General features: G+C 68.5%; 17 protein-coding genes and 1 pseudogene. 12 read left to right on the top strand and 6 right to left on the bottom strand.

The genetic code is table 11. From position 1 onward, the window contains the following. Positions 1-86 precede the first annotated feature (86 nt). Entirely contained in the window at positions 87-1,118 is a 1,032-nt protein-coding gene (locus A5705_RS16090; RefSeq protein WP_068278555.1) for an epoxyqueuosine reductase, read from the top strand. 2 nt (positions 1,119-1,120) lie between these two features. On the opposite strand, the gene A5705_RS16085 is transcribed toward A5705_RS16090, so the two are convergent. Next, the gene (locus tag A5705_RS16085) at positions 1,121-1,456 is read right to left on the bottom strand and encodes a DUF732 domain-containing protein (RefSeq protein WP_068278552.1); all 336 of its coding nucleotides are present in this window, start codon (positions 1,454-1,456) and stop codon (positions 1,121-1,123) included. 70 nt (positions 1,457-1,526) lie between these two features. Continuing rightward, entirely contained in the window at positions 1,527-1,901 is a 375-nt protein-coding gene (locus tag A5705_RS16080; protein ID WP_067878837.1) for a DUF732 domain-containing protein, read from the bottom strand. Between the two features lie 325 nt (positions 1,902-2,226). Here A5705_RS16080 and A5705_RS16075 point away from each other — a divergent pair, with 325 nt between their 5' ends. Both A5705_RS16075 and A5705_RS16070 read left to right on the top strand, forming a co-directional pair. Next, the gene (locus A5705_RS16075) at positions 2,227-3,075 is read left to right on the top strand and encodes a CDP-alcohol phosphatidyltransferase family protein (RefSeq protein WP_231982473.1); all 849 of its coding nucleotides are present in this window, start codon (positions 2,227-2,229) and stop codon (positions 3,073-3,075) included. After that, positions 3,072-3,707, top strand: a complete 636-nt coding sequence (locus A5705_RS16070; RefSeq protein ID WP_068278550.1) for a lysophospholipid acyltransferase family protein — start codon at positions 3,072-3,074, stop codon at positions 3,705-3,707. The genes A5705_RS16075 and A5705_RS16070 overlap by 4 nt, the downstream gene beginning before the upstream one ends. Positions 3,708-3,714: 7 nt before the next feature. On the opposite strand, the gene A5705_RS16065 is transcribed toward A5705_RS16070, so the two are convergent. Beyond that, entirely contained in the window at positions 3,715-4,620 is a 906-nt protein-coding gene (locus A5705_RS16065) for a phosphatidate cytidylyltransferase (RefSeq protein WP_067878843.1), read from the bottom strand. Positions 4,621-4,837: 217 nt separating this feature from the next. Here A5705_RS16065 and A5705_RS16060 point away from each other — a divergent pair, with 217 nt between their 5' ends. The 6 genes from A5705_RS16060 to A5705_RS16035 all read left to right on the top strand — a co-directional run bounded on the left by A5705_RS16060 (position 4,838) and on the right by A5705_RS16035 (position 11,231). After that, the gene (locus A5705_RS16060) at positions 4,838-6,643 is read left to right on the top strand and encodes an N-acetylglutaminylglutamine amidotransferase (RefSeq protein ID WP_068278548.1); all 1,806 of its coding nucleotides are present in this window, start codon (positions 4,838-4,840) and stop codon (positions 6,641-6,643) included. After that, a complete protein-coding gene (gene ngg / locus A5705_RS16055; RefSeq protein ID WP_067878849.1) occupies positions 6,640-8,430 on the top strand; it encodes an N-acetylglutaminylglutamine synthetase in 1,791 nt (596 codons plus the stop codon). The genes A5705_RS16060 and ngg overlap by 4 nt, the downstream gene beginning before the upstream one ends. A gap of 54 nt (positions 8,431-8,484) precedes the next feature. Next, positions 8,485-9,987: an MFS transporter gene (locus A5705_RS16050; protein WP_067878852.1), complete on the top strand. Its 1,503-nt coding sequence runs from the start codon at positions 8,485-8,487 to the stop codon at positions 9,985-9,987. A gap of 62 nt (positions 9,988-10,049) precedes the next feature. Next, positions 10,050-10,556, top strand: coding sequence for a hypothetical protein (locus A5705_RS16045; protein ID WP_156763140.1), 507 nt, complete (start codon positions 10,050-10,052; stop codon positions 10,554-10,556). A 22-nt stretch (positions 10,557-10,578) separates the two neighbouring features. Then, positions 10,579-10,833 (top strand): type II toxin-antitoxin system VapB family antitoxin, encoded by a 255-nt coding sequence (locus tag A5705_RS16040; RefSeq protein WP_067878858.1) that lies wholly within the window; start codon positions 10,579-10,581, stop codon positions 10,831-10,833. Then, positions 10,833-11,231, top strand: coding sequence for a type II toxin-antitoxin system VapC family toxin (locus A5705_RS16035; RefSeq protein WP_067878879.1), 399 nt, complete (start codon positions 10,833-10,835; stop codon positions 11,229-11,231). Before A5705_RS16040 ends, A5705_RS16035 begins: the two co-directional genes overlap by 1 nt. Here the strand turns inward: A5705_RS16035 and A5705_RS28640 are convergent. Further along, a pseudogene (locus A5705_RS28640) lies at positions 11,228-11,912 on the bottom strand (DUF2293 domain-containing protein); the annotation flags it as partial. The gene A5705_RS16035 and the pseudogene A5705_RS28640 overlap by 4 nt on opposite strands. Positions 11,913-12,142: 230 nt before the next feature. Between A5705_RS28640 and A5705_RS16025 the strand changes: the two are divergent. Next, positions 12,143-14,320: a glutamine synthetase III gene (locus tag A5705_RS16025; RefSeq protein WP_068278545.1), complete on the top strand. Its 2,178-nt coding sequence runs from the start codon at positions 12,143-12,145 to the stop codon at positions 14,318-14,320. A gap of 251 nt (positions 14,321-14,571) precedes the next feature. After that, entirely contained in the window at positions 14,572-16,488 is a 1,917-nt protein-coding gene (locus A5705_RS29015; RefSeq protein ID WP_068278543.1) for a serine/threonine-protein kinase, read from the top strand. A gap of 49 nt (positions 16,489-16,537) precedes the next feature. Here A5705_RS29015 and A5705_RS16015 read toward each other — a convergent pair whose 3' ends face one another. After that, positions 16,538-17,104, bottom strand: a complete 567-nt coding sequence (locus tag A5705_RS16015; protein ID WP_067878887.1) for a hypothetical protein — start codon at positions 17,102-17,104, stop codon at positions 16,538-16,540. Between the two features lie 118 nt (positions 17,105-17,222). Here A5705_RS16015 and A5705_RS16010 point away from each other — a divergent pair, with 118 nt between their 5' ends. Further along, on the top strand, positions 17,223-17,588 hold the full coding sequence (locus tag A5705_RS16010) for a hypothetical protein (protein WP_067878890.1): 366 nt from the start codon (positions 17,223-17,225) through the stop codon (positions 17,586-17,588). A 36-nt stretch (positions 17,589-17,624) separates the two neighbouring features. Here A5705_RS16010 and A5705_RS16005 read toward each other — a convergent pair whose 3' ends face one another. After that, a complete protein-coding gene (locus A5705_RS16005) occupies positions 17,625-19,457 on the bottom strand; it encodes a serine/threonine protein kinase PknE (RefSeq protein WP_068278541.1) in 1,833 nt (610 codons plus the stop codon). Positions 19,458-19,618 lie beyond the last annotated feature (161 nt).

The following is a 19,618-nucleotide window of genomic DNA, read 5'->3' as shown; positions in this document are numbered from 1 at the left end:
GTTCACAGCGAAGTCAAACGCCGTTCATAAACGGGACGCCACGGGCACTCAGCGCGCACTCCTGGGTATTATGTACCATACTCAGCATGGCGGAAAAACTTCCCCGGCGGCTGGCCGACCACCCCACCGTGCGCCGGGTGCGCTCGCGCACCAGGCGGCGGCCCGGTGCGCTGGACGCCGAGTGGCTGCGCGAGATTTGCCTGGACGCCGGCGTCGACGACGTCGCGTTCGCCAGTGTCGACAATCCCGACCTCGCATCCGAGGTCGAACACGTTGAGGCCGCGCTGCCCGGAGCCAAGAGCTACATCTCGCTGGTCGTCAAGATGAACCGCGACAACGTCCGATCGACGGCGCGCAGCGTGGCAAATCAGGAGTTCCACCGCAGCGGCGAGGTGCTCAACGAGGCGGCTCACCGCATCGTGCGCCGGCTGCAGGACGTCGGCTACCGGGCGCTGAACCCCTCGGCGACCTTCCCGATGGATATGGACAACTTCCCCGGCCGGATCTGGGTCGTGGCGCACAAGCCCGTCGCCGTGGCCGCGGGCCTTGGCGTGATGGGCATCCACCGCAACGTGATTCATCCGAAGTTCGGCAACTTCATCCTGCTCGGGACGATCCTGGTCGACGCGCCGATCAGTGCCTACGGCCGGCCGCTGGACTACAGCCCCTGTCTGGAGTGCAAGTTGTGTGTGGCCGCGTGCCCCGTCGGCGCGATCGGCAAGGACGGCGACTTCGACTTCGTCTCCTGTTCGGTGCACAACTATCGCGAGTTCATGGGCGGGTTCACCGATTGGGTGCAGACCGTCGCAGACAGCGCCGACGCGGCGGACTTTCGTTCGCGGGTAAGCGATTCGGAGAACGCCTCAATGTGGCAGAGCCTGTCGTTCAAGCCCAATTACAAGGCCGCCTATTGCCTGGCGGTGTGCCCGGCCGGAGAGGACGTGATCGAGCCGTACCTCGACAACCGCAAGGGGTTCATGGACCTGGTGCTGAAGCCGTTGCAGGACAAGAGGGAAACGTTGTACGTGCTGCCGAACTCGCGGGCAAAGGCGCACGCCGAACGCCGTTTTCCGCACAAGCCGGTGAAAGTCGTCGACGGCGGAGTGCGTGGCCGCTGAACCTATTCGCTCACCGTGACCCGATATTGCGGGCAATACGCCGCCGTCGAAATGCCCAGGAAAAAACCGGCCTGCCTTGCGGAGAGATTCGTGTCCCGCATCAGCCGCAGCAAGAGCAGGGGCCGGGTTGTGCCCTGGTCGAGCAGGGTGCACATGATGCGGCCTTCCTGGACCGCGGCGTTGGCGTCAGGCACCGGAATCCCTTGGCCCACAAGCGCCGCCACGAAGTCATCGTCGGCCTGATCGGCGGCTGCCGGAGTTGCGGTGAGCGCCGCGGCGGCGCCCAGCAGGATCGCGACGAGAATCCGCGCAGGTGCACCTACCCTCGAATGGGCCATGGTTCCTCTTCGCGCGGACGAATGGCGTCCATGCAAAAATAACTCGACCACACCTCAGGTAAGACGCGCCTCACATCATCGGGGGAAACGGCACCGCCCAATTGAACGAATTGTCGGTCTTGCCCCGATATTGCGGGCAGTAGGCGGCCACCGAAACGCCGACGAAGTAACCGGCTTGTTTCGGCGAGAGCGGGGTTTCCCTGACGATCCTCATCGCCACCTCGGTTGAGGGTTGACCCTGATCGAATCCGGCGCACACGGTATGCCCCAACGACACCTCGGCGTTGCGGTCGGACATGGTGATCCCGTTCTTCGCGAGCGCCGAGACGAACGCATCGTCGGTCGGATCGCCGATCGCCGGCGCCGCGCAGAACACCCCGGCGGCCGACAGCAGGATCGCGCCGAGCGCCGGCCACTTCGCGCGACCGATGTCTGTCCGGGCCATGCGTCCTTCGATGCGGGTGAAACGGGTGCGAGTCAAGAACGACCTGGTTGAACGCTAGCTGAAATCCAGACATTCCTCTCGCCGAGCGGCCGCAAGAATTCCGCAAGAACTTCGCGATCAAGCGGCAAGCGGCGGGGAGCACCGTTTGTGCTGCCGGTCACAGCGACCGTTCCGCAAGAAAGTGTCCGACCGCGGGGGAGCGGTGGCTCTTACCGATGCGAGCGGCCCACCGCGCGTCCGTGGTCCGAGATGTTGGGACCGGTAGCCGAGCGAACCGGGTCGACTGGCACACAACCACAGACCATTCATCGAGAGGAAACTCCCCGTGACCGCCGACCTCGACAACGCGCCGACGCTGCGCACGCGGACCGTCAGCACGCTGACCGCCGCGAGCGAGCCCCGCATCGCCCACCGCGGTTGCTGTACGACGGGATCGCGGGCGCTCGGGTCGACGGACACGGCCACGCTTCCCCGCGTCAATGTCCTCACCACCGCGGTGGTCCCGCGGCCCACGGCAGCGCTCGAACGCGCTCCCCGGAAATGGCAGGGCCTCTACGCGCTGAAGCCGTGGTACACCCGCCGGCTGACACCGATCGTGAACGTCGCCGTCGCCCGGCGCATCTCGCCGGATGTGTTCACCGCGGGCGGGGTCGTGGCGGCGGGCGCGGCAGGCGTTACGGTCGCGCTGGGATGGTGGCCGCTGGCGGCCCTGTTCCTCGCGCTGCGGCTGGCCGGGGCCAATCTCGACGGTGCGGTCGCTCGCGCCCGCGGCGTGAGCCGGCCATGGGGATTCGTCGTCAACGAAATCGGTGACCGGGCCTCGGACCTGCTGACTTTCGCCGGCCTGGCGGTGTGGGCGGCGCGGCAGCGCGGGCCCGGGCTGCATTTCTTGTCCTGGCCGGTGCTCATGGTGCTGGTGGCCGCGCTGGCCGCGACGCTGCCGACCTTCGCGTCGCTGGCCGGCGCGGCGGCCGGAGCGCCGCGGCGCAACGGCGGACCGCTCGGCAAGACCGAACGCTGCGTGTTCGTGTTGCTGGCCACCGCGTTCCCGGTCATCCTGCCCGTGGTCTGCACCCAGCTGGTGAACGGTTCGCTGATCACCGCCGCGCTGCGGCTGCGGGCGGCGCACCGTGAGCTGACGGCCAAGCGCGACGGCGAGGTGCCGGCGTCATGACCGCGACCCGGATCACCGGCGTGCTGCGCCACCGGCTGTGGCGGGCGGTGTGCGCCGTCTCCGGCGGGCTGACCGTCACCGGGCGGTGGCGCGTGTCGGGTGGCTGCGTGGTGGTGGCCAACCACTCGTCGCACGCCGACACCGCGGTGCTGCTGGCCGCGCTGCCCGCCGGCGCCCAGCCGGTGTTCGCCGCGGCGGCGGACTACTGGTTCGACGTGCCGGTGCGCCGTTTCGTGGCGTCCTCGCTGATCGGCGTGCTGCCGGTGCGGCGATCCGGCTCCGACACCTACGCCCAGTTGCTGGCCGCCGCGCGTCCGGCGCTCGAGGCCGGGCGCACCGTCGTCATCTACCCGGAGGGCACCCGCTCGACGGACGGGACCGTCGGCGAATTCCGTTCCGGCGCGCTGCGCTTGGCGCGTGATTGCGGCGTCCCGCTCGTTCCGGTCGCCGTGCTGGGCACCGCCGAGGTGCTCCCCAAGGGCGCCGGCTTCATCTCCCACGCGGCCATGCGGGTCCACATCGGCGACCCGGTTGACCCGGCCGGCACGTCGGCGTCGGAGCTGCGGGCGCAGGTGATGGCGCTGCGGGACGGCTCGGCGTCGCAGCCGCTGCGGCTGGCGGCCGCGGCATGAGCGGCCCCTAAGCCAGCAGATACGCCAGCGGGAGAACCAGCAGTAACGAGTCGATCCGGTCGAGCAGGCCGCCGAAGCCGGGCAACCACGTGCCCGCGTCTTTGACCTGGGCCTGCCGCTTGACCATCGACTCGACCAGGTCCCCGAGCACGCCGCCGAACGCCACCGCGACCCACAGTCCGACGGTGACCGTTCCCAGCAGCATCAACACGAGAAACGCACCGACGACCGCGCCGACCAGGCCGCCGACCGTCTTGTTCGGGCTCAAGGGGGACAAGGGCTTTCGGGCCCACCCGAAGAACCGCAGCCCCTTGCCGCCGCACCAGGCCGCGACGTCGGTGGCCGCCGCCGCGAAGCACACCAGGTAGGCGTCCGACCACAGCGTCACCAGGTGCGCCAGAGACCAGCAGATCCACACCGAACCGAACGCGGTGAACGTGGTGCGCCTGCTGCCGTTCTCGACGTCGCCGCCGAACACCGACGGCAGGGCGCACGCCAGCACGACGATCGGCGCCAGGCGCAGCAGCGGCGGGTGCAGCCACGCCGCGAGCGGATACAGCACCGCCAGGCCCAGCAGCAGATAGGTGTCGACCTTACCGAGCTTGACCAACCGCGCATACTCGAACACCGCCACCACGGCCAGCGCGGCGGCCAGCGCGGCGGTGGTTCCCCGGCCGATCCAGATCGGGATGCCGACCACCGGGGCGATCATCACCCACGTCGTCCAACGCCGGATCAGCTCCCGCCTGCGCGACGCGAACACCGCGACGCCGGCGACCAGCAGGATCACCACGGTGACCCACATGAAGAACACCGATCGCGCGTACAGGTGCACGTGCAGCGGACCGAGGTCGAAGTTGAGCGGCATCCGCCGATCCCATTGCAGGATCCGCAGCGAGTCGCCGGTGAGCATCAGCGCGGCCAGGCGTGTCGGTGGAGCGGAGCGGTCGAGCGGTACCGGCCGAACGGCGTCCCGTCCACATCAGCCTCCCAGCAAACTGTGGTCCAGGAAACGATAAGCGGTGCGGCCCTATCCGGGAAACGAAAACGGCAGAACCGGGTCGGCGTTGGCTACCCATCGCCTTGGCCGCACTGTACGAGCCAGAACGCGTCCCGGTAGGGTCAAAGGAGTGTGTGGACTCACCGGTGAGGTTCGACTCGACGGCCGGGTCCCCGATCTAGCGGCGGTATCGGCGATGGCCGCCGTGATGGCGCCCAGGGGCCCGGACGCGGCGGGGGCCTGGTCACAGGGCCGGGCCGCCCTCGGCCATCGCCGCCTCAAAATCATCGACCTGACCGAAGCCGGCGCCCAGCCGATGGTCGACGCGGAACTCGGCCTGACGATCGCGTGGAACGGCTGCATCTACAACTACAAGGAGCTGCGGCGCGAGCTCACCGGGCACGGCTACCGGTTTTTCTCGCACAGCGACACCGAGGTCCTGCTGAAGGCCTATCACCGCTGGGGCGACGACTTCGTCAGCCACCTGCACGGGATGTTCGCCTTCGCCATCGTCGAACGGGACAGCGGCCGGGTGCTGCTGGGGCGCGACCGGCTCGGCATCAAACCGCTGTACCTCACCGAGGACGCGCAGCGGGTCCGGTTCGCCTCAGCCCTGCCGGCCCTGCTGGCCGGCGGCGGCGTGGACACCCGGATCGACCCGGTCGCGCTGCACCACTACATGACATTCCACTCCGTGGTGCCGGCGCCGCTGACGATCCTGCGCGGGGTGCGCAAGGTCCCGCCCGGCTCGCTCGTCGCCATCGAGCCCGACGGCAGGCGCGCCACCACCACCTACTGGACGCCCGACTTCACCCGGCGAGACGACCGCGCCGACTGGTCCGAGCGCGACTGGGAGGACGCGGTGCTGTCCGCACTGCGGGTCGCGGTCGAGCGCCGGCTCGTCGCCGACGTGCCGGTCGGCTGCCTGCTCTCCGGCGGCGTCGACTCCAGCCTGATCGTCGGGCTGCTCGCCGAGGCCGGTCAGCACGGGCTGTCGACCTTCTCCATCGGCTTCGAGTCGGCCGGTGGCGTGCGGGGTGACGAGTTCCAATGGTCGGACATCATCGCCGAACGGTTCGACACCGACCACCACCAGATCCGCATCGGCACCGACCGGATGCTGCCCGCCCTCGACGGCGCGATCGGCGCGATGAGCGAGCCGATGGTCAGCCACGACTGCGTGGCCTTCTACCTGCTCAGCCAGGAGGTCGCGCGGCACGTCAAGGTGGTGCAGTCGGGCCAGGGCGCCGACGAGGTGTTCGCCGGCTACCACTGGTACCCGCCGATGGGTTCCCCGGCGGCCGCGACGCTGCAGGGGGCAGTCGCCGAGTACCGCGGCGCCTTCTTCGATCGCGATTCGGCGGAGCTGGCGGGCCTGGTCGGTCCGGCGTACTTCGCCGACGGCGACCCCAGCCGGCGCTTCGTGGCCGAGCACTTCGCGCGCGCCGGCGCCGAAACGGGCATCGACCGCGCGCTTCGGCTGGACACCACGGTGATGCTCGTCGACGACCCGGTGAAGCGGGTGGACAACATGACGATGGCCTGGGGGCTGGAGGGGCGGGTGCCCTTCCTCGACCACGAGCTGGTCGAGCTGGCGGCGAGCTGCCCGCCGGAGTTGAAGATCGCCCACGAGGGCAAGGGCGTGCTGAAACAGGCTGCGCGACGGGTGATTCCCGCGGAGGTCATCGACCGGCCCAAGGGCTACTTCCCGGTGCCCGCGCTGACCCACCTCGAGGGGCCTTACCTCGATCTGGTTCGCGACGCCCTCTACGCGCCGGTGGCCAAGGAGCGCGGGCTGTTCAACGCCGAAGCCGTCGACGCCCTGCTGGCGGACCCGAACGGCAAGCTCACCCCCCTGCGCGGCAACGAGCTCTGGCAGATCGCCCTGCTGGAGCTGTGGTTGCAGCGTCACGGCGTGACCGGGCAGGCCGCGTGACCGCCGTCGACCCCTCCGACGACCACACCGAGGCCATCACCATGGGCCTGCACGACGCGTCGCCGCCCGAGCTGGTCGACGCGATGGCCAAGGACGTCGAGCTCGAAATGGGTTGGGGCAGGCTCATTTTCGGCCAGACCTTCGCGGATGCGGACACCCTGGCCGAGACGCTGCGGCGGGAGGTGCCGGGCCGGCGCGACATCTGCATCTACGCGCGCGAGTCCCATGTGGTGGTCGCCGGTGCGCCGACCGAGCTGTTCATCGACCCCAGCCACACCTATCGACTGCGCTTCCACCCGGACGATGAAGAGTCGGTGCCGACGCCGATCGGCGTCACGGTGCGCACCCTCAACGACCCGGCCGACGCCGACGCGATGAACCGGGTTTTTGTGCGCTGCGGCATGGTGCCGGCGCCGGTCGAGACGATCTGGGACAACCATCTGCACGCGGAGGCAGTGACGTACCTGGTCGCCGTGCGCGACGACGACGGCGCGGTGGTGGGCACGGTGACCGGCGTCGACCACGAGTTGCTCTTCTCCGATCCGGAGGAAGGGTCGAGTTTGTGGACCCTGGCCGTCGATCCCGCCGCGGCGCTGCCCGGGGTGGGCGAGGCGCTGACCCGGGCGCTGGCCGACCACTTCCGCCGCGCCGGCCGCGCCTACATGGATCTGTCGGTGGCGCACGACAACGCCGCTGCCATCGGCCTCTACGAAAAGCTGGGCTTCGTCCGCGTTCCGGTGCTGGCGATCAAGCGGAAGAACGCGATCAACGAGCCCTTGTTCACGTCACCGCCGGAAACGGTCGAGGATCTCAACCCCTACGCCCGGATCATCGCCGACGAGGCGATGCGCCGTGGGATCTGGGTCGAGGTCCTCGACGCCGAGACCGGGGAGATGCGGCTCACCCACGGCGGTCGCAGCGTGATCACCCGCGAATCGCTGTCCGAGTTCACCTCGGCGGTCGCGATGTGCCGTTGCGACGACAAGCGTTTGACGCGCCGGCTGGTCTCCGAGGCGGGCATCACCGTCCCGCGCGCCCGCCTGGCCACCTTCGACGATGGCGACTACGCATTCCTGCAGGAGGTCGGGGAGGTCGTCGTCAAACCGACCCGCGGGGAGCAGGGCAAGGGCATCACCGTGGGCATACCCGCCGAAAAGGGGCCCGACGAGCTGGCCGCGGCCGTCGCGCGGGCGCGGCAGCACTACCCGGAGGTGTTGATCGAGGAGCGGGTGGCCGGCGACGACCTTCGGCTCGTGGTGATCGACGGCCGGGTGGTGGCCGCCGCGCTGCGGTTGCCGCCCGAGATCATCGGCACGGGGGAGCACAGCATCCGGGACCTGATCGCCGCCGAAAGCCGGCGGCGTTCCGCGGCCACCGGTGGCGAGTCCAAGATCCCGATCGACGATCTCACCGAGGCGACGGTCGCCGAGGCCGGCTGGACGCTGGATGACGTGCTGCCCCAGGGAACCCGGCTCCGCGTCCGGCGCACCGCGAACCTGCACCAGGGCGGCACCATTCACGACGTCACCGCGGTGGTCAACCAGGAACTGTGTCGCGTGGCGGTGGCCGCGGCCGAGGCGATCGGCATCCCGGTGACGGGCATCGACCTGCTCGTCCCCGACGTGACCGGCGCCGAGTACGCCTTCATCGAAGCCAACGAGCGACCCGGGCTGGCCAACCACGAACCCCAACCCACCGCCGCGGCTTTCATCGACTACCTTTTCCCGGGTCAGCCCGGCCAGCCACCGGCCTGGACCCCCGAGGAGTCGCGCCCGGACCGGGATTGAGGCTTGCCGTACCGCGTGGGTGGGTAATTCTGTGCTCACCCAGATAGGAGTCAGATGAGCGCGGGCGTGCAAACCGGAACCATCACCACCCATGTGCCGGCACGGCTGGACCGGCTGCCCTGGTCGAAGTTTCACTGGCGCGTCGTCATCGGTCTCGGTGGGGTCTGGATCCTCGACGGGCTCGAGGTCACCATGGTCGGCAACGTGTCGTCCCGCCTCACCGAGAAGGGCAGCGGCCTCGGACTCACCCCGGCGCAGATCGGGATGGCCGCCGCCTTCTACATCGGCGGGGCCTGCCTGGGTGCGCTGTTCTTCGGCCACCTGACGGACCGCTTCGGCCGGCGCAACCTGTTCATCCTGACCCTCGCGGTGTACCTGATCGCCACCGTCGCGACCGCATTCGCCTTTGCGCCTTGGTATTTCTTCGTTGCCCGCTTCTTCACCGGCTCCGGCATCGGTGGCGAATACGCCGCGATCAACTCGGCGATCGACGAGTTGATCCCCGCCCGCGTGCGCGGTCGCGTGGACCTGATCATCAACGGCACCTACTGGCTCGGTTCGGCCGCGGGCGCGGCCGGCGCGCTAGTCCTGCTGGACACCTCGAACTTCCCGGCCAACATCGGCTGGCGGCTCGCGTTCGGCGTCGGCGCGATCTTCGGCATCTTCGTCTTGCTCGTCCGGCGCAACGTTCCGGAAAGCCCCCGGTGGCTGTTCATCCACGGCCGCGCGGAAGAAGCCGAGCGCGTCGTCGGCGAAATCGAGCAGGAGGTGCAGCGGGACACCGTCAAGCCGCTGCCGCAGCCGGCCGGTCGTCCGCTCAAAGTGCGTCAGCGCGAGACGATTTCGTTCCGGGAGATTGCCAGGGTGGCGTTCACCCTGTATCCGCGGCGGGCGGTGCTGGGGCTGGCGTTGTTCACCGGGCAGGCGTTCCTCTACAACGGGGTCACGTTCAACCTCGGCACGCTGCTGAGTGGCTTCTACGGCGTGCCGTCCGCCAAGGTGCCGCTGTTCTTCATCCTCTGGGCGCTCAGCAATTTCGTCGGCCCGCTGGCGCTCGGGCACCTGTTCGACACCGTCGGCCGCAAGCCGATGATCACCGCGACCTACCTCGGATCGGCCGTCGTGGCCGTCATCCTGGCGGTGCTGTTCGTGACGGGGACCGGCGGCGCCTGGACGTTCATCGCCGTGCTCGCGGTGGCGTTCTTCCTGGCCTCGGCGGGGGCGAGCGCGGCCTATTTGACCGTCAGCGAGATCTTCCCGATGGAGACCCGGGCGCTGGCGATCGCGTTCTTCTACGCGGTCGGGACGGCGATCGGCGGCATCACCGGCCCCCTGCTGTTCGGCCAGTTGATCAACTCCGGACAGCGCGGCGAGGTGGTCTGGTCGTTCCTCATCGGTGCGGCGGTGATGGCCGTCGCCGGCCTGATCGAGCTCTGGCTCGGCGTCGCGGCCGAACGACGCCCGCTGGAAGAGCTGGCATTGCCCCTCACTGTGGCCGACGCCCAGCGCGAGGACGACGAGGAACAACCGGCGGACGCCCCGGACGACGCAGGGTAGACGTCGCCACCGCCGCCGACGCCCGGCGAGCATGGCGGCACAGCGATTGGTTGAATTGCACGGTGATGCGATCCCGGCGCCTGGTTCAGATCCGTCGGCTGCGCGAATGGCTGGCGCTGTGCGCCGCGATCGCGCTGATCCCGTGGACCATCTTTCTGGCGTTGACGCTGCCGCAGAGCTACCCGGCTCAGCATTGGCAACTGACCTGGGTCGGCTTCGACCTTCTGCTGCTGGCCTTCATGATCGCCACCGCGGTACTCGGCTTCCTGCAGCACCCCCTGCTCACGCTGTTCGCCTTCGCGACGGGAGTTCTGCTCGTGTGCGACGCCTGGTTCGACGTGCTGACGGCCAGACGTGGCGACTTGATGGTATCGGCCCTGACCGCGGGGCTGGGGGAGTTGCCGCTTGCGGCGGTGCTGATCGCAGGTACGTTGCGGATCGCGCGGCTGCAGGGCCCGCCTTTCGGCCGGTCATGGCCGCCAATCCCGCTGCGGCGGTTGATTGTCCACGCGAAGCGGTCGGGCGCTTCGCCGCCGTACGTAAGCCCTCGGGGGTCGCCCAGAATATAGAATTCGGTCTAGAATCGAGATCATGGCGTTGAGCATCAAAGATCAAGAGGCGGATCGGCTTGCCAGGGAGCTCGCGGCGCGGACGGGCGAGACATTGACCGAAGCAGTGGTGGTTGCGTTGCGGGAACGACTCACCCGTGTCGCGGGGCACAGCAGGTCCATCCCGTTGCGCGAAGAGCTGGCTGCGATTCGGCGCCGTTGCGCGGCGTTGCCGGTGCTCGACACCAGGCCCGCCGAGGACATTCTCGGCTACGACAAGCGTGGGTTGCCGGCCTGATGGTGCTCGACACATCCGCGTTGGTCGCGATGCTCAGCGATGAGGCAGAGGCAGAACTGTTCGAGGCGGCGGTGGAGGGAGATCCCGTCCGGCTGATGTCGACGGCATCGTACGTGGAGACGGCAATCGTGATCGAAACAAGATTCGGTGAACCGGGCGGTCGTGAGTTGGATCTGTGGCTCCATCGTGCCGCAGTCGACCTTGTCGACCTCAACTCCGTTCAAGCCGACGCCGCCCGCGTTGCCTACCGCAAGTATGGCAAGGGGCGCCATCGCGCGGGCCTGAACTATGGCGATTGCTTCTCCTACGCCCTCGCCAAGGTCAGCGGCGAGCCCCTCCTCTTCAAGGGAGACGACTTCGCGCACACCGACATCGGCGTGGTTCTCACGGATCGTTAATAGGCCGACTCGTGCGCTGGCATGCCTTTTCGCCAGACTTTCAACACATCGTCGACGCATTGGCGAACCCGATCTCGCGCGGCCGCCCGGTTGACACCTGACATCAGCAGTTCGTCATAGTTTGTGTCGAGATGCCGGACCGATGCCGCAACCGCGAGGTCAACGGCATCCGGGTCGAGCGCCCGCCCGGCCGCGCTGCGTCCGATCCGGCCGCTACCGCGCATCGCCGCGTATCGCGCTATGTCATCCGCCCGCCCAGCCGGACAGTAAGGAAACAGGTCACGGATGACGGCGGCGAATTCCGCTTGGAACTGGACATCCTCGGATGCGCGCCGCGCCTGATCCCGCTCCTGGCGGCGTGAGCGGGCTTCGGCATCCGATAGACACTCTTGTTCGGCGCGTTCGATCGCGTCCGCCTCCGCCAGAATCCCCTGCCGTTCGTAGCGGTGGCGCGCTCGGCTCCAGCGCACAACGACTGCCGACAGCCCGCTCAGTCTCTTGGCCCGCCTGGGTCAGAGCCGCATCTCCAGACTGCAAGAAGACATGGTGCCCGAGATCGGCGCAGTCCATGCATAGCGGACCGCCGTCTTCCATCCGCAAGAAGCCGCCCGTGCCCCCGCACGACGCGCACGTCCAGTTATTCACCGCTGACACGACGATCAGGTTCGGCGAGCGGTTACGCGGTTCGGTCACAGGCTTCTCGCATTCGGCTGCCGCCTTCGCCGGCGCACGCGCATCACGATAGCGCTCGGCCGCGGGGCGCTGGACCCGGTCGTGCGTCTCACGATCGCAATCATTGCGGACCCAGGGTTGACATCGGCGTAACAGATTCGCCATCGAACGTTCCTACTGTGGGGCGGTCCGCTTTCCGGAACGGAAATCGCGGGCCCCCCTCAGCGATAGGAATTCAATTGAGCGGAAACGCCGTCCGCCTGCAGGCGATCAACAACGTCGAGGCGTATGTCCCCCCGGCCATCAGCTTCGTGCCCGGCGAACCCCCGGGTGAGATCTTCGGGTCGAACGTCTTCACCAAGGCGGAAATGCAAGCGCGGCTGCCCAAATCGGTATACAAGTCGGTCGTGGCGACCATCGAGAAGGGCGCCAAGCTCGACCCCGCGGTCGCCGACACCGTAGCGGTGGCAATGAAGGACTGGGCGCTGGAGAAAGGCGCCACCCACTACGCCCACGTGTTCTACCCCATGACCGGCCTGACGGCCGAAAAGCACGACAGCTTCCTGGAACCCATCTCGGACGGGCAGACGCTGGCCGAGTTCGCCGGCAAGACCCTCATCCAGGGCGAGCCCGACGCCTCCAGCTTCCCCTCGGGTGGGCTGCGCAGCACCTTCGAGGCGCGGGGTTACACCGGCTGGGACGTCACCAGCCCGGCGTACATCCTGGAGAACCCGAACGGCAACACGCTGTGCATCCCCACGGTTTTCGTCTCGATGACCGGCGAGGCGCTGGACTACAAGACCCCGCTGTTGCGCAGCCAGCAGGCGATGGGAATCCACGCCGAACGCATCCTGAAGTTGTTCGGCCACCAGGAGCTCAACAAGGTCGTGTCGTTCTGCGGCCCGGAGCAGGAGTACTTCCTGGTCGACCGGCACTTCTTTTTGGCCCGGCCGGACCTGGTCAACGCCGGTCGCACGGTGTTCGGCGCGAAGCCGCCCAAAGGCCAGGAGTTCGACGACCACTACTTCGGGGCGGTGCCCGAGCGCGTGCTGGGCTTCATGATGGACACCGAGCGCGAACTGTTCAAACTCGGGATTCCCGCGAAGACACGGCACAACGAGGTGGCGCCGGGTCAGTTCGAGGTGGCGCCGATGTTCGAACGGGCCAACATTGCCTCGGACCACCAGCAGCTGCTCATGACGGTCTTCAAGACCATCGCCAAGAAGCACGGCATGGAATGCCTGTTCCACGAGAAGCCCTTCGCCGGCGTCAACGGCTCGGGTAAACACGTCAACTTCTCGGTGGGCAACTCCGAGCTGGGCTCGTTGCTGGTCCCGGGCGACACCCCGCACGAAAATGCCCAATTCCTGGTGTTCTGCGCCGCCGTGATCCGCGCGGTGCACAAGTTCGCCGGGCTGCTGCGGGTGTCGGTCGCGTCCGCCACCAACGACCACCGGTTGGGCGCGAACGAGGCACCGCCCGCGATCATCTCGATCTTCCTCGGCGAACAGCTCGCCGACGTGTTCGAGCAGATCGCCAAGGGCGCCGCCACGTCGTCGAAGGGCAAGGGCACCATGATCATTGGCGTCGACACCCTGCCCCCGCTGCCCACCGATGCCGGCGACCGCAACCGCACCAGCCCATTTGCGTTCACGGGCAACAGGTTTGAGTTCCGGGCCCCGGGCTCCGGGCAGACCGTAGCCGTGCCGATGATCGTCCTCAACACGATCATGGCCGACTCGTTCGACTATATGGCCACGATCTTGGAGCAGGCCGTCGCCGACGGCGAGGACTTCGACACGGCGGTGCAGAAACTGCTCACCGACGTCATCACCGAGCACGGCGACGTCGTGTACAACGGCGACGGGTATTCGGAGAAGTGGCAGATCGAGGCCGCCGAGCGGGGACTGCCCAACCTCAAGACCACGCTGGACGCGATCCCCGAGCTGATCAAGCCCGAATCGGTCGAACTCTTCGAGAAATACGGTGTGTTCAACGAACGCGAGCTGCACAGCCGTTACGAGGTCCGCTTGGAACAGTACGCACTGACCATCGCGGTCGAAGCAAAGCTGGCGCTCGAGATCGGGACGACGGTCATCCTGCCGGCCGCGATCCGGTACCAGACGGAGCTCGCGCAGAACGTCGCGGCCTTGAAGAAGGCCGGTGTGGAGGCGAGCACGGCTGCCCTGGAAGGGGTTTCGGCTCCGCTTGCCGATCTGTCCGGGGCGCTGGTGACGCTGAAGTCGGCGCTGGCGGATCACTCGGCATCGTCGGCTCTCGAAGAGGCCGAACATGCACAGCGCGCGCTGCTGCCGGCGATGGACGCGGTGCGCGCGGCCGCCGACGCGCTGGAAAATGTTGTCGCCGACGATCTATGGCCGCTACCCACCTACCAGGAGATGCTCTACATCCTTTAAGCGACTTCGTCCGAATCCTTCTGAGGGACGAACAGACTTCGTCGGGCGTGGGGGTCGGCCGCGCGAGCGGTGGTGATCCGCGGCCCCCACGCCCGGCGATCCGCATCGCGGAAGCGCAAGAATTCCGCAAGGACTTCACCAAGATCTGACAAGTCCTGTGCCGCAACCTTTCCGCTGACGGGCAATCGCTCGTCGGGCGGAAAGGATCTGAAGTGCCGAAAAGCCCGAATGACAGGCCGTACGATGTCGCCATGTCGCTGGAGGTCGGCCAGGTGTTCGCCGGATACACGATCCGGCGGCTGCTCGGCTCGGGCGGCATGGGCCAGGTGTATCTGGCGGCGCACCCGAGGCTGCCGCGCGAGGACGCGCTCAAGGTATTGCCGCCGGAACTGACCGTTGACCCGGAGTTCCGGGCTCGCTTCCTGCGCGAGGCCGACCTTGCGGCGGGGTTGTCGCATCCGCATATCGTCCGGGTTCACGACCGCGGTGAAGAGGACGGGCACTTCTGGATCTCGATGGCCTATGTGCCCGGCACCGACGCAGGCCGGCTGCAGCGCGAAAACCACCCCGGCGGAATGCCGCTCGATGAGGTGGTGTCGATCATCACCGCCGTCGCCTCGGCGCTGGACTACGCGCACCATCGGGGGCTGCTGCACCGCGACGTCAAGCCGGCCAACATCTTGCTGACCGATACCGACGCGCAAGGGCGGCGGGTCTTTCTGGCCGACTTCGGCATCGCGCGGCGCATCGAGGACGCGACGGGCCTGACGGCCACCAACATGACGGTGGGCACGGCGGCCTACGCGGCGCCCGAGCAACTCAAGGGCGAGCCGATCGACGGGCGCGCCGACCAATACGCGTTGGCGTGCACGGCCTTTCACCTGCTGACCGGCGCGGCGCCGTACCTCGACTCCAATCCCGCCGTGGTGATCAGCCAGCACGTCAACGCCCCACCGCCCTCCCTCGCAGCGCGGCGGCCCGAACTGGCCGCCCTCGATCCGGTGTTCGCCACCGCGATGGCCAAGGAGCCCGCGCGCCGGTTCGGCAGCTGCGGGGAGTTCGCCGCCCTGCTGGGCGGTCAGGCGAGCCCGGGCTACGCGTACGCCGGTCAGATTCCGCCCCGTCCGGACAGCGAAACCACCCAGCCTTCGTTCGGCGTCGCCGCGCCCACGGTGCCGCTGCCGCCGAAGAAACGGTGGGGCCGGCGCCCCGCCGTTCTGGTCCCGGCCGTCGCGGGCGTCGCGCTGCTGATCGCGGGCGGCGTCCTGGCGGGGGACCGGCTCACCCGGTCGCATGAGCCGGCGAACGCCGCGGCGTCCACCGCGGCGCCGACACCCAAGCCCCCGCCGCCCAACACCGGTCCCTTCACGGGCGTGTACCGGGCCGACTTTGCGCGGATCACCAGCATCGAGGGGATGCCGCCGCCGGGTGCCGCGCCGACGACCGAGACGTGGGGGGTGAGCTCGGCATGCCGCCCCACCGGGTGCGTGGCAACCGCGACACGTCTCACCGGCGAAACGATGCAGGTGCCGACGATCGTGCTCGACCAGGTCGACGGGAGTTGGGTGTCGGTGACCGCGGGATCGAGCACGTGCAACAACGCCGAGGGCGAAATCTGGGAAACGTTCACGCTGCAACCGCGTCCCGACGGCACGCTCGCCGGCGAGGCCACCGAGATGATGGCCAAAGGTTGCGCCAACAAACGGAACGTGACCTTCACCCGCACCGGAGACGTCGACGTCAAGAGCGTGGCCGACCCCAACACCCTGCCGCCGCGGGTGGTGTCGCCGGCCGCGGGGGTGCACGGCCATTACCGGGAGACGGGCACCCAGCCGAACGGCTACCGGGAGCAGAACGACTTTGCGGTCCGCACGGACTGCCTGCGCACCGGCGACCGGTGCATGAGCTTCTTCCACAAACCACCCCTGTCGGCGATGGCGCTGGTATTCGACGGCGGCGCTTGGACTTACGACCGCGAGTTCGACATGCCCTGCACCAGGGGCGCTGCCATGGAACACACCAGGATCGTGGCGCATTTTCCCTTGCCGCAACCGCCGGAGGACCCGATCACGTTGATCAGCGGCCGCGGCCACGAGGACGTGACGGGGCCACCGTCGCCTTGTAAAAGCACCGACATCGACGTGAAGTTCGCGCGCACCGGCGATTAGGCGGGCCCGGTCGCTGGCCGCGGCGTGGCCGCCGGCGGGGCCGGGGGCTTCACCGGCCGCCGCGCGGACCCATCATGCAGCCGCCCATCATCTGCTGCATCATCGCGGGCATGCCCTGCTCCACGAACCCGGTGACCTCCCGCGCATGCGCGCGGATGGTATCGGTCAGGGCGGGGTCGTCGGCGGTCTCCTCGGCAACCACACCGGTTGCGGTGAAGGTGAATTGGCGGCGGTAGCCGCCGGCGTGGCGAAACAGCGTCGGCAGGCTCTGGCTCATGCATCGGACCTCGGACCCCTGATCGAGGTGGGCGTACATGCTCGAGACATGCGCCTGCAATTGGGCCGCAAGCTCCGGGGATTTCGATTCGGTGGTGGTGCGGACCCCGCCCGGAATCTCTTCCACGGCGCGGCTGATCTCGCGATGCCGCGCGAACATCTCCATGTAGCGGCTCATGTCCATCGAATCGGCACCCATGAAGCCCCCTCCGTTGGTGAGGCGGATCTGGGCATTGCCGGATGCGGGCAGGCCCCAGCGCACTATTCGCAGACCAAGGGCGCCGGCCGCACCGAATGCCCCGAGCGCGGCAAGTGCCGCCCGCCGCGTGAACTCAGCCATTGCCCTACCTCCACGTTCTGCCGCACCGTCCGGGGCCAAGCTGACCACCTTCGCGGCCCGCGAGCTAGGGCCGATGGTCCCTACCCCCGGTGGGTATATGTGTGGGATCCTTCGAGCCATGACGGAAACACCAGAACCCACGATCGAACCGACCACAGTGACCGGACAGCCCCGGTATGACAACCGATACGGCGCGCCGAGCCGGCTGGGCCAGGCTGCGGCGTGGGTGGTCATCGTCGCCGGGACGCTCTTCGTCGTCTCGGTGATCCTGTTCTGGGGGCTGTTGTTGGGTTGGTCCTCCGGCAGCCACTACGGCTGGTACCGCGGGTATTACGGCGGCCACGCCGGCACCTGCCCGATGACGGGATCCGGCGGCATGATGGGCCCCGGGATGATGGGCCCCGGCGGGATGATGGGCCCGGGCGGCATGATGGGGCCGCCGCAGACGCCCACGACGTCCACCCCGCCGACGCCGCACCCGTAAAGCGCCGCGCGCGCCGAATCGGCTGGCGCAGCAGCCTCATCCGATCAGCTTGGTGAGCCAGGTCGCGTCCTGGTAGTTGACGGACTTGGTGCCGTCCCAGACGAACGGCGTGCCGGTGGCGTTGAGCCCGCTCAACGTCGCGTCGCCCGCCGCGGCCTTGGCTTTGGCGGTGCCGACGTCGTCGCCGCCTTTGATGCAGTCGATCACGCTGGCGTCGACGCCGACGGTCTTGGCCAGTTGGGCGAGCTCGCCATCGGTGCGGTCTTCGGGGGCGTTCTCCGCGGGCTGGAAGGTGCTGGCGAACAACCCGGAGTAGAAGGCGGAGTACAGCTTCGGGTCCTCCTGTGCCGCAACGCAATACGTGGCGGCCACCGCGCGCGTCGAGTAGGTCTTGCTGTGTGACTTGTCATCGAGGAAGTTGAGCAGGTGATAGCGCACCGCCAACTTCTTGTTGTTCACCGCGTTGTCGATGTCGGCGGCGTTCGACCGGATGAAGCTGCCGCACGGCGGGCAGATGGGCTCGTTGAAGATGTCGATCGTCGTCGGTGCCGCCGAGCTGCCGATGGACACGCCGTCGTCGAGCACGCGCAGCTCGACCGCGTCGGGCGGGGGCGGCGCCGGCGTCGGGCTGGACGTGGCCCGCGGCGGCGACGATTGCCACGGATGGGTGGCGACGAGGGCCAATACGCCGACGACGGCCACCACGACGGTCACGGCCGCGCCCACCCACAGCCACGGCTTGCGTCCGGCCCGCGGCGGCTGGCCCCACAACGCTGCGGCGCCGCTGCCCATGTCGCCCGTGCCCCACGTCGGCGTGCCGGGCCACCCCGTCGGCTGCGGCACCGGCCCGCCACCGATCACCGGTGACCCGGTGGCCGGGGTCGCCGGCCACACCGGAGCCTGCGGCGCCCCGTGATTCGCCATGGCGGGCGGCGGCACGGACGCATACCCGCTTGGTTGCTGGCCGGCGAACGCGGCGGGCAGCTTGGCCACCTGGCTGCGCTCCAGGATGTCGGTGGCCCGATCCTGGTCGGGTGTGGCCAGCGCCGCGTAGGCGGCCGACGACAGGTCGCCGCAGGTGGCATAGCGCTCGGCGGGGTCCTTGGCCATGCCGCGGGCGATCACCGCATCGAACGCCGTCGGAATGCTCGGGCGCGCGACGCTGGGCCGCGGGATCGCCTTGTTGAGGTGGGCTCCCATCACGCTGACGGTGTCGCCCGTGTACGGCGGCGTGCCCGTCAGGCATTCGTACAGCACGCAGGCCAGGGCGTAGATGTCGGCGCGATAGGTCACCTCGCCGTCGCTGAACCGCTCGGGGGCCATGTATTTGACGGTGCCGACGGTGGTTCCGAACTGCGTCAGCTTTTCGTCCGACGTGGCGCTCGCGATCCCGAAGTCGACGAGATACGCGAAATCGTCGGCGCTGACGAGGATGTTCTCGGGTTTCACGTCGCGATGCATCACCCCGGCGGCATGCGCGGCGTCGAGCGCCGAGCCGATCTGGCGCACGATCGCCACCGCCCTGGGCGGCGAGAGCGGCCCGAAGCGACTCAGCGTGGTTGCCAGGTTCTTGCCGTCGATGAGGCGCATATCCACGTAAAGCTGGCCGTCGATCTCACCGAAGTCGTGAATCGGCACGACGTGGGGTTCCTGCAGCCGGCCCGCGGTGCGGGCCTCGCGCTGCATGCGCGAGCGGAAGACCGGATCGCCGGACAGGGTCGGCGACATCAGCTTGAGCGCCACGATCCGTTCCCGCACGGTGTCCTCGGCCTCGTAGACGTCGCCCATGCCCCCACGACCCACCAGCCGCCGCAGCCGATACGGCCCGAACTGCGAACCCTCCCGCGAATCCGCGGTCGTGTCACCCATCGCCGACTCCTCACCCGCCGCCGCGCGCCGCAAACACAGGAAAGCGTGGCCTGCCAGGCATAAGGCTAATGGTTTCGGCGACTTGGGGGCACTGTGAATAGGGAGAAAGCCGACTCACCGCGGCTTTGCTGGCGATCGCGGCTCAGGGCCTCAGGGCCGGA

It is taken from the genome of Mycobacterium sp. E787, from assembly GCF_001668725.1.
Lineage (GTDB): Bacteria > Actinomycetota > Actinomycetes > Mycobacteriales > Mycobacteriaceae > Mycobacterium.
Note: the sequence above shows the minus strand (reverse complement) of the source record. Positions and strands in the feature narration are given on the sequence as shown.

Coding starts and splice junctions, on each gene's coding strand:
- A5705_RS16090 (WP_068278555.1), top strand. CDS start 87: ATGGCGGAAAAACTTCCCCGGCGGCTGGCCGACCACCCCACCGTGCGC.
- A5705_RS16085 (WP_068278552.1), bottom strand. CDS start 1,456: ATGGCCCATTCGAGGGTAGGTGCACCTGCGCGGATTCTCGTCGCGATC.
- A5705_RS16080 (WP_067878837.1), bottom strand. CDS start 1,901: ATGGCCCGGACAGACATCGGTCGCGCGAAGTGGCCGGCGCTCGGCGCG.
- A5705_RS16070 (WP_068278550.1), top strand. CDS start 3,072: ATGACCGCGACCCGGATCACCGGCGTGCTGCGCCACCGGCTGTGGCGG.
- A5705_RS16065 (WP_067878843.1), bottom strand. CDS start 4,620: ATGCTCACCGGCGACTCGCTGCGGATCCTGCAATGGGATCGGCGGATG.
- A5705_RS16050 (WP_067878852.1), top strand. CDS start 8,485: ATGAGCGCGGGCGTGCAAACCGGAACCATCACCACCCATGTGCCGGCA.
- A5705_RS16040 (WP_067878858.1), top strand. CDS start 10,579: ATGGCGTTGAGCATCAAAGATCAAGAGGCGGATCGGCTTGCCAGGGAG.
- A5705_RS16035 (WP_067878879.1), top strand. CDS start 10,833: ATGGTGCTCGACACATCCGCGTTGGTCGCGATGCTCAGCGATGAGGCA.
- A5705_RS29015 (WP_068278543.1), top strand. CDS start 14,572: ATGTCGCTGGAGGTCGGCCAGGTGTTCGCCGGATACACGATCCGGCGG.
- A5705_RS16015 (WP_067878887.1), bottom strand. CDS start 17,104: ATGGCTGAGTTCACGCGGCGGGCGGCACTTGCCGCGCTCGGGGCATTC.
- A5705_RS16010 (WP_067878890.1), top strand. CDS start 17,223: ATGACGGAAACACCAGAACCCACGATCGAACCGACCACAGTGACCGGA.
- A5705_RS16005 (WP_068278541.1), bottom strand. CDS start 19,457: ATGGGTGACACGACCGCGGATTCGCGGGAGGGTTCGCAGTTCGGGCCG.